Origin of the sequence: Fictibacillus sp. b24 (assembly GCF_030348825.1) — a bacterium.
GTDB lineage: Bacteria > Bacillota > Bacilli > Bacillales > Fictibacillaceae > Fictibacillus.
The window spans coordinates 410,237-422,794 of the sequence record NZ_JAUCES010000005.1 but is presented as its reverse complement, the minus strand read 5'-3'; the positions used below and the strand labels follow the sequence as shown (position 1 = coordinate 422,794).

At 41.9% G+C, this 12,558-nt stretch carries 9 protein-coding genes; 3 read left to right on the top strand and 6 right to left on the bottom strand.

The features are described from left to right. Positions 1 to 164: 164 nt before the first annotated feature. The 5 genes from QUF49_RS02235 to QUF49_RS02215 all read right to left on the bottom strand — a co-directional run bounded on the left by QUF49_RS02235 (position 165) and on the right by QUF49_RS02215 (position 8,406). Positions 165 to 1,034, bottom strand: coding sequence for an AraC family transcriptional regulator (locus tag QUF49_RS02235; RefSeq protein WP_289494119.1), 870 nt, complete (start codon positions 1,032 to 1,034; stop codon positions 165 to 167). Between the two features lie 189 nt (positions 1,035 to 1,223). After that, entirely contained in the window at positions 1,224 to 2,192 is a 969-nt protein-coding gene (locus tag QUF49_RS02230) for a DMT family transporter (RefSeq protein WP_289494118.1), read from the bottom strand. A gap of 166 nt (positions 2,193 to 2,358) precedes the next feature. Continuing rightward, on the bottom strand, positions 2,359 to 2,838 hold the full coding sequence (locus tag QUF49_RS02225) for a site-2 protease family protein (protein WP_289494117.1): 480 nt from the start codon (positions 2,836 to 2,838) through the stop codon (positions 2,359 to 2,361). A gap of 269 nt (positions 2,839 to 3,107) precedes the next feature. Further along, positions 3,108 to 6,902 (bottom strand): S8 family serine peptidase, encoded by a 3,795-nt coding sequence (locus QUF49_RS02220; protein ID WP_289494116.1) that lies wholly within the window; start codon positions 6,900 to 6,902, stop codon positions 3,108 to 3,110. 259 nt (positions 6,903 to 7,161) lie between these two features. After that, the gene (locus tag QUF49_RS02215) at positions 7,162 to 8,406 is read right to left on the bottom strand and encodes a helix-turn-helix domain-containing protein (RefSeq protein ID WP_289494115.1); all 1,245 of its coding nucleotides are present in this window, start codon (positions 8,404 to 8,406) and stop codon (positions 7,162 to 7,164) included. 269 nt (positions 8,407 to 8,675) lie between these two features. Here QUF49_RS02215 and yhfH point away from each other — a divergent pair, with 269 nt between their 5' ends. The 3 genes from yhfH to aceA all read left to right on the top strand — a co-directional run bounded on the left by yhfH (position 8,676) and on the right by aceA (position 11,964). Beyond that, positions 8,676 to 8,921, top strand: coding sequence for a protein YhfH (gene yhfH, locus QUF49_RS20835; protein ID WP_425590486.1), 246 nt, complete (start codon positions 8,676 to 8,678; stop codon positions 8,919 to 8,921). A gap of 85 nt (positions 8,922 to 9,006) precedes the next feature. After that, positions 9,007 to 10,596 (top strand): malate synthase A, encoded by a 1,590-nt coding sequence (gene aceB, locus QUF49_RS02205; RefSeq protein WP_289497566.1) that lies wholly within the window; start codon positions 9,007 to 9,009, stop codon positions 10,594 to 10,596. Positions 10,597 to 10,677: 81 nt separating this feature from the next. After that, complete coding sequence (aceA, locus tag QUF49_RS02200) at positions 10,678 to 11,964, top strand: isocitrate lyase (RefSeq protein WP_289494114.1); 1,287 nt, start codon at positions 10,678 to 10,680, stop codon at positions 11,962 to 11,964. A gap of 70 nt (positions 11,965 to 12,034) precedes the next feature. Here aceA and QUF49_RS02195 read toward each other — a convergent pair whose 3' ends face one another. Then, a complete protein-coding gene (locus QUF49_RS02195; protein WP_289494113.1) occupies positions 12,035 to 12,481 on the bottom strand; it encodes a DUF2569 domain-containing protein in 447 nt (148 codons plus the stop codon). Positions 12,482 to 12,558 lie beyond the last annotated feature (77 nt).

The following is a 12,558-nucleotide window of genomic DNA, read 5'->3' as shown; positions in this document are numbered from 1 at the left end:
TCCGGAAATTCTAGAGATATTCCCGCGAGATTTTGCTATATTCCCGCGAGTTTTACTCAAAATCCCGCGACTCGACACATTCCTGAAATTTAATCACGCCCTATACCCCCATGCACTTAAACCATGAAAAAGCATCAGCCTCTTCACAGCCGATGCTTCCTCGTTTACTTCTTCTTCACAGGAATCCAAATCTCACTTCTAAACGTTGGTGAAGAGGTGTCTTTGTCTGCGTTCCATAACATTTCCGGTCCTTCTGTCTGTTCGTAGGAAGATGACGGAAACCACTCTGCATAGATGCGTCCCCATACATTTTGCAGCGTTTCTGGAAATGGGCCTACTGCTTCAAAAACAGCCCAAGTCGATGCGGCAACCTCTAGATTAGCCAAGTGACCAGGACATTCGTTCGTCGTAGCTGCCCCAATATAGTGATCGAGTTTGCTGTTCTCAGCCACCCTCTCTGAAAAGTTCGTTGAAGCACTGATCAGTCCTTTTGGCTCTATATTCGATAGCTGCTTAAGCTCGTTAATGGTGTCCATGTTTAGACTCTGCCACATAGCAGCAATCTCTGGATTTACTCCTTCAAAAATCAATGGAACTCGTTTCTTCATTCCCACAATGCGGAACGCCTCTTTTTCGACAATGCGATAGTTCATTTCATTTCCTCCTTTTACCGATAGTTGAAAGGACATGCGCGGAAATGCTTTTAAAGAATGACCGTTCCTCCGAGCCTCTGATGGTGTTATACCGTGCAACTGTTGAAACGCTTTTGTAAAAGCATCCGGTGAACGGTAGCCATATTTTACAGCTAGATCAATGACCTTTGTTTCACCGTTCGCTAGTTCAAATGCTGCAGAAGTCAGGCGTCTGCGGCGAATATATTCCGATAGTGGAACACCCGCTAAGAATGAAAACATTCTTTTAAAATGATATTCGGAGCAATAGGCACGCTTTGCTATTTCCTTATAATCGATATCGTCTGCCAAATTTTCCTCGATATAGTTCAGCGCGTCATTCATTCTTTGAAGCGAATCCATACGAACGCCTCCTTTCAACTCAACAATAACAGGAGCTTTTGAATCCTACCCGACTTATTATGCACAGATATGTCGGATTCCTTTTTTGCACAAAAAAAACAACCGCTGCTACGGGCAGCGGTTGCTCCAAATTAACTATATAAAAAGGGGGGGTAGTACTACTATTCCCAGCTCACATAATTTTATTCATCATTTTGCAAGTTTCATAGATTTTTTTTGAACGACCTCTGTTTTTCCATAATAGCTGTGTAAAAACATGCCCAGCATGATGATGATAACGCCGAGCATTGAAATGAAAGTTGGGCTCGCAATCGATAACAACCACATCTCACCTGCTAGCACGAAAATAATTTCTGCTGATTGCGTAGCTTCCACACCTGCCAGTTTCACAGGGTTGTTCGCGCAAAGGTCGGTTGCTTGGAAAAAGAGTACGGTTGCGATGACACCTGACGAGATTGCCACTAAAAACGTCTGCCACAGCTGATCATTCGTTGGCGGTCCGCTTTCGAGCCAGCCGACCACAGCCAAAACAATCCACCACGGCAATGAGGCTATCGTCATGCCGAACGCACGCTGAAACGCATCAAGCCGTTTGTTGGTCACGAACATCATCTTTCGGTTGCCGAGCGGATAAGCGATTGCGGCAATTAAAACCGGCAGTACAACGTTCAGCCAAGCCGATCCATTCACCCCGCTCGCTTCTTGCACTTGAACGAGTGCGACTCCTGCTAAAATAATGACAGAAAACCCTAGACCTTTAAACGGTATTTTTTGCCTTGACGCACCTGCTTTATTCTTTCCTTCTCCTTCATAAAAGAACGGAACAAGAAGAGATCCTGCTACAATCGTAATCTGCCAAGTCGCCGCTACGAGCCATGCTTCGCCAAAGCCAGCTGCATACGTAATCGGCGCATAAAAGAGCACAAACCCAACCGAACTCCATAAAAACCACGTGCCAAACCGAGCTCGTAACTCTTCAAAAACAGGACGCACGTTTCCACGCATCCAAACGATGATCCATAAAAGTGGAACCATGTAAAAAAAGCGAAGGGCCGCACTCCAATGCCAGCTTCCGCCCGATAAATCCATTGAACGATTCAATATGAACGTCACCCCAAAGAAAAAGGCTGCCGCAATACCAAGCCATATCGGTTTCATCCTAAATCCCCCGTTTCCCCTAAAAAGTATTCATTTGTTTTGTCCGACATACCAACTAAGATTGAAATTATCTTACCACATGGACAATGTATATAACTCTATTTATGCCTTCAAAAACGCAAAAAACGTCTGGACCGCATTCATCCAAACGTTACGTCATCTCTATTTAACCGAGAGGGTTATTTTTCAGCGTCTTCTGTTTTAATACATCCCACGCCGCTTTCCCATCTGTCGGATATCCGTTTTGCTCAATTGGAATCAGAGAGAAAAAGACGAAATAAAAGGAAAAGTACACAAATTGGTAAGTGAAGATGCCCGGTTCAAATACTTTCATATAGATCAGCATGTTCACGATCAGCATGCTCAGAATCGTAAATAATGGTCCACCCAAATACACTAACACGAGGTGTCTGCGTGTATGATTTTTCAAATTTTCATATTCACACCAGCCGTCCCAAAAATACAATTTGCGAACGTTACAGGGACCAATCTTAAACAGTCTATTTCCACTTCCGATATGAATGCTGACTTTGCCACCCGTTATTTTTCCGAAAAAGAGATGACCTGCTTCGTGAATAAACGTAACGATCGGTAAAACGAGAAAGAATGAAAAGAAAAACTTCCAAACATCTTCAAAACCAAACATGTGCATCCCTCCTATAACCTATTTTTTCTAGTATCAGGTATAATGTTTCCTACTTTGAGCATGTTCACACTAGGCTTTTGACCCGTCTTTTTTACAAGAAAAGTATAGGGAGGTCAATCATTCCATGGTATTCCATCTTTTATAAAAAACTTCCCATTTTTGTAATGAGATTTTCGAATAAGCATGATTAAAAAAGTATTCAATGCTCATTTATTTCAAAAAAACCCCATTCCAACAAAGTTGAAATGGGAATCGTCTACAAATGATCATTATTTTAATACATACGCCTTGATGACATCTTGCTTTATCTTATTTCCGGCATCGTCCCATGCAGCTGCACGAAGTGAAACGGAACCCCCTGGTTCATTCGGATTTTTAATAGTACCTTTCCACTTGTCTGCTTCTGCTGTAAGCGGAACGTCTTTCCACGTATGTCCCTCGTCAAAGGAAACTTCAAGAGTTGCTCCCTCGATCTTCCCAGCTCCTACAGCGTCTTCCATATGTTCTGCAGATAAAACAATCTGTGTTGCACTGCTCGCCTGAACACGATTATAGATGTCAGTCTTAACATCATACCCTAGCTCTAGAAGGGGTACAGTTGTTTTCTTAGGTCCTACGTACGCTGACCAGAACGTCCACTCCGTTTTTGTTCGTACAGAACTGCTAAAGACTTCTGCATCGCGAGAACTTTCACCCACGAGACGGTATTGTGTTCGTTCAACTGGATGATTATATTGCCAAGAAAGCAGTGCCTGACTATTTTGTTCTTTTACAAATTTATCTTCTTGGTAAAGTGTTAACTTTGAATTGTTATGAGAAGACTCATCCATAAAACCTGCGTGTCCTAAGTCTGCATCACCCCAAGCCGGAACATTTAAGTAGAAAATGTTTCCTTCGCGGTATGGATAAAAGAAACCAGGTCCAAATGTTGGACGGACCACAGACTTGTACCAATGCTGTTCTAAACGCTCACCCGGATCATAGTCCACAAGCTTATCTCTCATTTCCCAGTACGTATCGCCTTTGTACATGCCAGTTTTTTGATACCATTTGCTTCCTTCTGGGGCAGAGATCCATTCTTCCCTTTCATGTGGGAACTTTAAAGCTGGCTTGCCAATGACATGATCAACCGTACGGGTCGGACGAAAATCATAACGCCACTCTTCTCCATCCTCGCCTTCCTTATCATCTGAATGATAATACGTATCCACCTTCGTTAATTCTTCTTTCTTAGGTGCATATACCAACGTTTCATTCGGGATCTTATCCTGATATATGGAAATGAGGTCATATGAATAAGGTGAATATGGCGTACCTTTTACCGGAAGAACAAGATTTCCTTTTTGTGCCGCTGCAATTAGCTCTTTTCCTTCAATGTTTGAAACAGCTGTGACGGCAAGGGGAATATTTTTGCTGTATTCCTGACTATTCAAATAAGATTCCCTGAATTCCTGAGGTGTGTTATTCACTACGATAAGTAATTTAACACCCGCTGCAATTGCAGCTTTACCTCGTTCTTTAGGGGTTACTTCTGCACTTCTCTCTATGATTACTGCTTTTCCTTTCACATCTAGACCTTCATAATCAGAAGCTGCTCCTTTATTAGCGTATACCGCTTTTAGGTTGTGGTTTCCTTCCAGATTTGTGACGCCTCCTTGAGGAAGATCATCAATCACTTGACCACGGTATTTCATATCAAGTACTGGTTTTACTAAACGCCAGCGGGTTGAAAATTCAAATGTTCCTTCCTCAACGCCATCAAGTGGAACAGCGTATACTTTATCGTGTACCACTGGGAGTGTCCATTGCTCTCCAACACCACCCTGCTTAAATACACGAGTGTAGTCCATTCTTCGATAGGAATCTTCTGCTTCTTTAGGTGCTTTGACGACGACTTCATTGGCTTTTCGAGCATCGAGTTCTATGACCGTGTCCTTTGTCAACTTCACTTCTGGATTTCCGACAAAAGCTACACCAGACTCATCTGTCTTTGTATCTACATCCATTAAGGAAGTAACTGTGTACGTATCTGGAGGAAGACGCAGTTCTCTTTCTCCATTAACCGTATAAAGTTTCGCCCCGAGTTTAGGAGAATAAAGCGTTACATATGCTAAGTTTGGTGAGCCATCCCGATCAATCGGGCGAATTTTCATCGAGTAAAGCTCACCTTCTTTAACCAAACTCATGGAAGTATGAACAACTGGTTTACCGTCAGCTTTTGCTGAGATATGTCCTTGCAGGGTAACTCCTGGTGATACCTGGTTCACCGCTATTTTTACCTTGATGGAAGCTGTTCCCTTAGCTGGTACGGTTACTTGCTTGTCAGATAGCTGGAGTATCTCTGCCGGAGCAGGTTTTCCGCTTTTATCCAGCAAATCAGCCGTTAGATCTAACGTGATAGGTTTATCACCATCATTCGTATACGTAACCGTTCGTTCAACACTTTCATCCTCTTCATGTGGCCAATCGAAAAATCCGAAGTATATGGACCCTGTTGCACGTACCTCACCTAAGGAGGCAGGAATATCCAGTCGTCCAGTTCCTATTTCATAAGGCAAATATTTTAATTTTTTTGTGTTACTCATAAGCGCTTCTTTTATGTCTTCATTGGTCCAATTCGGGTGCTTTTGCTTAAGAATGGCTGCAGCACCTGCTACGTGAGGAGTTGCCATAGAAGTTCCGTTCAGTGATTTATAAGCTCCTTGACCGCTTGAGTACTGTGAGCGAGCTGCAATAATTCCAACACCTGGAGCCGACATATCTGGTTTTAAACCACTGTCCCCAATACGCGGCCCTTTTGAAGTGAACGACGCGATTGTATCTGTTTTTGATACTGCCCCAATGGTTAGTGCTTTATCTGCTGCACCTGGTGCCCCAATTGATCCCTCTGATCCAATATTACCCGCCGCAACAACAAACAGCGCTCCCGTTTCTTCTGTAAGTTCATTTAAGGCTTGTGACATGGGATCTGTTCCATCGCTTGGCTGTTGGCTTCCTAAACTCATATTGACGATATCGGCATTTTGAGCAGCCCATTCCATGCCGTCAATGATCCAAGAGTTTAAACCAGATCCATTGTTGCCTAAAACTTTACCTACAAGTAACTCAGCTCCTGGCGCAACACCTTTACTTTTTCCATTTGACGCTGCACCTGTTCCGAGTACTGTCGAAGCAACGTGTGTGCCGTGAGAATTGTAATCTAATATATCCTCACCTGGCACAAAGCTCTTACTATCCTTGATTTTACCGGCTATATCCGGATGATTCGGGTCAATTCCTGTATCCAAGACCGCAACCTTTACTCCTGTCCCATCAAGTCCAAGATTCCATGCTGTTGGAGCTCCCACTTGGGTAACGCTTTGTTCAAGACTCGCTTCTACTTTTCCATCGAGCCAAATCTTTTCAATTTCTTGGTCCAATATTACTTCTTTACGTTCATTCTCACTCGCCTCATCTTTAACCACCTTTTCTGTCACAGCATTCCATAGCTTTTTTGCCTGTGATTTTTCTACTGAAACCGCAGAAGCTCGAATGCTTTCAAGAACCTTTGTCCGTTTTGAACCCTCAGGTGCTTTAGGAAGGTTTGCACTTGAGGCAGCACGCACTTTTGACTCCTTATACTGAACAATCATCGGTAGAGCCGTACTTCCTTTATCGGTGTATCCGTTCTTCACTAATTCTGTAATATTAAATAAGTCTTGATCGATCTTATCTGCCGCTACAAGAGGCAACGCTTCTTCTGGAATGACATATGTTTCATTATCTGCTGTGATGATTCGTGTGCGGTCTTCTAATCCGTTTACTGGCTTCACATCTATGACACTCTTACCTTCACCAATTTCGGTTACAGTTACGACATCTCCCGTGATCAGCGTTATTTGATATTTACCTTGTCCAGAAGACACATTTTTTTGTTCTGATTCAATAAGTTGTTTCAATGCTTCTTCTTGATTATTCAAGACATTTACCGGTGGTTGGGTACTTGCATTTCCTAAGATAGGTGATGCTAGTATGACCGTTGATAGTGCAAGTGCTACAGGCTTTAACAAACTGGTCTTCTTCATTACTTTTCCCCCTGTAATAATAGATTCAAAGTTTCCCCGCGATGTCTTTGTTGTTTCTTCATTGTAAGCTCAACATTAATCCACTGACTATCGGGGTTTTCAACGTCTATTCATCCCGGTTTTTGCATTTGTTTTCTGCCTTTTGGTCATGTGAGAGCTGTTTTTTTAGGACTTAAGGCTGGTTTTTCTATTTTTAGGTTGGGTTTTTTTAAGGTTTTCTTTGCCCATAATAATAGCCTCCCAGATTGCTGGGAGGCTATTAAACATACTGATGTTTAGGTTCAATAGATTCTATGCATGCGCTCGACAAGAGGTTGGCTTTTTCCATTTGTCCGGTTTTAACAAAATGGTGATAGAGCTGTATTTGGTAATAGTCTTTCTGTGGCTTCATCTCATTGTTGGAAAAATAGGGGTAGGCAGTTGATTCCAAATAGTAATAATAGTCATCTAATCGACTTAAAATTTTATATTGATGAAGTGTAAACAAATGCAAACTGCGCTCATCTTCAAGCTTCTTAGCTTTTTCCAACCCCTCCTCTACCCACTTTAGTAATTTTTTTGGAGCATTCATGGACGATTTAAAGGCAGCATGGATATACCCTTCTAATGATCCCAAATAATCTTTGCTGTTAGGATCTTTCAGATTCATTGCTCGTCTATATAAATCCATGGCTTTTAGGTAATGCCTGTTCACAAAGAGGTGGTAGGCATAGTTATGAAGAATGATTGATTGCTGCTCTTGCAGTCCATACGTTTCACTCATTTCAAGCAAAGACTGATACTTGTCTTCTTTATATTCAGTCATGCTGTCCTGCTCCAGTTGAATAAGAATTAGCATTTCTGCATCTATAATTCTTGAAAAATTATGTGTTTTCATAAAGTAATCTAGACTTTTACTGGCATATTTATAAGCTAAGATATGCTGACCAAGAAAATAATGGCTAAGGGCGAGATGATAATAAAATTCATGGTAAGGATACATAGAGTCGTCGATCTGTCTTAGAAGTACTTTTGCACCCTCATAATCTCTATCAAAATATAATAAGCAAATCGCTTTATTATGTAACAATAAATGAACGTCTATGTCTGATAGATTTTCTTCTTTCTCTGCCTCTTTCATAATCAGAGGAACATCAGAAAAGTCTCCTATAAGCATATTGTAGCGTATATGTATAAGCATATAGGTCCGCTTGAATTCTGGCAGTTCTAGTAATTCATATCCTTCGATCTTGCGCTTCAGGTGTTCAGCTTTCTTTCTCTGTCTCATCAGAATCGCTTCCATCCACTGATGAAGCAGTGATTTTATTGTATAATAGGTTTCTTTTTCTACTTCCAAATCTACCTGTAGCCGATCTGCCAAAAGCTTTACAACTTCAGATGAATACTCAGTCAGTCCTCTTTCGATCTTACTCACATGAGAACTTGAACAAATTCCCATACCGAGATCTCGCTGGGTGATTTGTTTTTTTTCCCTAAAAAAGCAAATGATTTTCCCCTCAACCATTTAATTGCACTTCCTTCATAGATAAAGATTTCAAAAAAGTGCATATCTCTTTAAGTGATATACACCCGTTCTATATTTTCACTCTATGTTCGACAATATTTGGCTACATCCCTTCTACTCTCTGAAACGATTTATAAAGAAATGGTATTCAGTTGCAGGTGGCAAGAACAAAGAAATTCATCCTTCTTAAACCACCTGTATTACAACAGTTTCAAAAAAAGTTTTTACTAGGACAAACGCTGATATATCAAGGGAAAACAGTTGGACAGATGACTCAATTTTATAAAAAATCGAAAAATGTTATAAAACAGGTGTTGCAAAACTATATCTGTTATAATACAATGCATTATAATCAATTAAAAACAAAACAGGAGGAACTTAAAATGAAAAATTACTTGGAGCTACACCGCAACATACCGGACAAAACGTGTACAGAATGTGGATGTGTGATCGAGGAGCAACACGAATCTTACCTTTACGAGTGCGAGCGCTGTATGGGCAAACACGAGAGGTAAATATTTTTTTACCTTCACTGTTATATAACAATAATAAAGATTAAGCACCTGTTTAATAACATATTCAGAAAGGACTGTGGAATTAGTGACCATCGAAACCTCTAATCTTCAAGTATTAGGCGATATAACCCCAGCGTATGAAAAGATATTAACACCAGGTGCCATTCTTTTCTTAAAGTCACTGCACCTTCAATTCAATACCACACGAAAAGAGCTTTTAGAGCAGCGTAAGGTAAAGCAAAAAGAAATCGATGCAGGGATTCTTCCCACCTTTTTACCTGAAACTGAACATATCCGAAACAGTGATTGGACCATCTCTCCTCTTCCGAAAGATCTTCATGATCGTAGGGTGGAAATTACAGGACCTGTTGACCGAAAAATGGTAATCAACGCGCTTAACTCTGGCGCCAAACTATTTATGGCCGATCTTGAAGATTCCAACTCGCCTACTTGGGAAAACACGATTGAGGGTCAGATCAATCTGAAGGATGCCGTTAACGGTACCATTTCTTTTGAAAATCCAAACGGCAAAAAATATACATTGAACAAGGACATTGCAACGTTAATTGTGCGTCCCCGCGGCTGGCATTTAGAAGAAAAACATATTGTTGTCGACAACGAAGTGATGTCTGGAAGTTTAGTAGATTTTGGACTTTATTTTTATCACAATGCGAAAACACTTATTGAAAAAGGTTCTGGTCCTTATTTTTACCTTCCTAAAATGGAAAGCCACAAAGAAGCGCGGCTTTGGAACGATGTTTTCATCTACGCACAACAGCAGCTAGGCATTCCTAGAGGAACAATCAAAGCAACTGTACTAATTGAAACAATTGTCGCAGCATTTGAGATGGATGAAATATTATACGAACTGCGTGAACACTCTGCAGGTGTAAACTGTGGACGCTGGGATTATATTTTTAGCTATATTAAAAAATTCCGTAACCAGCCGCACGTCATTCTGCCAGATCGGTCGCTTGTTACGATGACTGTACCATTCATGAGATCTTACTCTCTTCTGGCGATCAAAACATGTCACAAACGGAACGCCCCTGCGATTGGTGGAATGGCAGCACAGATTCCGATCAAAAATGATGAAGCAGCAAACGCAGCTGCTTTTGAAAAAGTACGTGCTGACAAAGAGCGCGAGGCTTCTGACGGTCATGACGGAACATGGGTGGCGCACCCGGGACTTGTACCTGTCGCGATGGAAGTGTTCGACCGCATTATGCCGACGCCAAACCAAATTGATCGCAAGCGTGAAGATGTAGTCGTGACGGCTGACGATTTAGTGGCTGTACCAGAGGGCGAAATTACAGAAGAAGGTTTGCGTGTGAACATCAGTGTCGGCATCCAATACATCGCGTCATGGCTTAGAGGAAAAGGTGCTGCACCGATCAACCATCTCATGGAAGATGCGGCAACTGCAGAAATCTCTAGAGCTCAAGTATGGCAATGGATTCGTCACCCTAAAGGTATTTTGAACGATGGCCGCAAAGTTACATTCGAGCTGGTAGAGGAACTAAAGCTTCAGGAAGTTCAAAAATTAAGACAGCAAATGAATGAGGATTCATTCAACTCTGGCCGTTTTATGGAGGCAGTCGGGCTGTTTGACGAACTGATTTGCGATGATGATTTTCAAGATTTCTTAACCAATCGAGGTTATGAGGTGCTGTAGGTTTTGAAAAGCGCTTTTAAGCAACGTTAATAAAAATACCATTTCACAAAAACTATGAAAACTTAAGGAGAGAGTTATATTATGAAACAATCACGTGTGGAGAAATTACAGGAAATGTGGCAAAACGAAGAGCGCTGGTCAGGAGTTCAGCGCCCATATACAGCTGAAGAGGTTATTCGCTTGCGCGGATCCATTGATATTGAACATACACTTGCAAAACGAGGTGCTGAAAAATTCTGGGATCTGCTTCAAAACGAAACATATGTAAACGCTTTAGGTGCACTAACAGGTAATCAGGCGGTTCAGCAAGCAAAGGCAGGTCTGAAAGCCGTATACTTAAGCGGTTGGCAGGTCGCAGCTGATGCCAACCTTTCAGGAAACATGTATCCTGACCAAAGTTTGTATCCAGCAAACTCTGTGCCACACGTGGTAAAACGCATTAACTCTGCTCTTCAGCGCGCTGATCAGATTCAGCACATGGAAGGCGGAAATGAGGTAGATTACTTCCTGCCAATCGTTGCCGATGCAGAAGCTGGTTTCGGCGGACAGCTTAACGTGTTTGAACTAATGAAAGGCATGATTGAATCAGGAGCTTCTGCTGTTCACTTTGAAGATCAGCTATCTTCTGAGAAAAAATGCGGTCACCTTGGCGGAAAAGTACTATTGCCAACGATGACGGCTGTACGCAACTTAATCTCTGCTCGTCTTGCGGCAGATGTAATGGGCACGCCAACAATCTTGATCGCACGTACAGATGCGGATGCTGCAGACTTGATCACAAGTGACATCGACCCAGTCGATCGTGCATTTATTACAGGTGAGCGAACGGCTGAAGGCTTCTACCGTACGAATGCTGGCCTTGATCAAGCAATCGCGCGCGGTCTTGCGTATGCGCCATATGCGGATTTAATCTGGTGTGAAACGAGTGAACCAAACCTAGAGCAAGCGCAGCGTTTTGCAGATGCAATTCACGAGCAGTTCCCTGGTAAACTATTAGCCTACAACTGTTCTCCTTCTTTCAACTGGAAAAAGAAGCTGGATGACGCGACGATCGAAACGTTCCAGCAGCAGCTTGCGGCAATGGGCTATAAATTCCAATTCGTTACACTTGCAGGGTTCCATGCACTGAACCACAGCATGTTCGAGCTCGCAAAAGGCTACAAAGCAAGAGGTATGGGTGCTTATTCTGAGCTTCAGCAACGAGAGTTTGATAGTGAGATCGACGGGTATACGGCAACTCGCCATCAGCGCGAAGTAGGAACAGGCTACTTTGACGAAGTAACACAGCTCGTTTCAGGCGGAACAGCTTCAACAACTGCCCTAAAAGGATCTACAGAAGAAGATCAATTTCAGTCTCAAAAGGCGTAGAGATAGAGTCGTTGGATAGGAGATAAATAGACGAAGGACAGGAGCACATGTGGCCCCTGTCCTTTTTAGATTAATTTACAAATGTGTTGTGGACGCGGTACGATTTTTTGGCATACGCTGACCAAATAACAAAGGCTAATGCAGCAGATGCTGAGTTAACAAAAGCAGTCCCTGTATCCACTTCATCCACAAAGAGAAGCAATACATCTAACACGATGGCAAAATATAATGTGATCTGTAGCAGAAACAGCCATGATTTGACGAAAACTTTTTTCTTTGCGAAAAATAAATAGAGAAGATAAACATTAAACAATAGTAAACCGATGTTAAAGACCAATTCTCCGTAAATGATGTACTTCAATAATATAGAATTTAGGGTATAGCCTTTAATAGCCTCCAGCCCGATCAGTATAGCATTCAGCTTATATGGGAGAGCTAAGATGAGTCCCACTGCCACCAACAGTAGCCAGCCTCCTATCCCTTTTACATCTTCTTTTTGTTTTGTTTGAGTTTCCAATGTTTTATTCACCTTTTTCCATTGATATCTGTTATCTTTATCCGTTTATTCTAACATGGAATTTGACGGGTTGATTA

Excerpts from the sequence above, each read along its gene's own strand:
- QUF49_RS02235 (WP_289494119.1), bottom strand. The coding sequence starts at position 1,034 with ATGGATTCGCTTCAAAGAATGAATGACGCGCTGAACTATATCGAGGAA.
- QUF49_RS02225 (WP_289494117.1), bottom strand. The coding sequence starts at position 2,838 with ATGTTTGGTTTTGAAGATGTTTGGAAGTTTTTCTTTTCATTCTTTCTC.
- QUF49_RS02220 (WP_289494116.1), bottom strand. The coding sequence starts at position 6,902 with ATGAAGAAGACCAGTTTGTTAAAGCCTGTAGCACTTGCACTATCAACG.
- yhfH (WP_425590486.1), top strand. The coding sequence starts at position 8,676 with ATGACTCAATTTTATAAAAAATCGAAAAATGTTATAAAACAGGTGTTG.
- QUF49_RS02215 (WP_289494115.1), bottom strand. The coding sequence starts at position 8,406 with ATGGTTGAGGGGAAAATCATTTGCTTTTTTAGGGAAAAAAAACAAATC.
- aceA (WP_289494114.1), top strand. The coding sequence starts at position 10,678 with ATGAAACAATCACGTGTGGAGAAATTACAGGAAATGTGGCAAAACGAA.
- QUF49_RS02230 (WP_289494118.1), bottom strand. The coding sequence starts at position 2,192 with ATGAAACCGATATGGCTTGGTATTGCGGCAGCCTTTTTCTTTGGGGTG.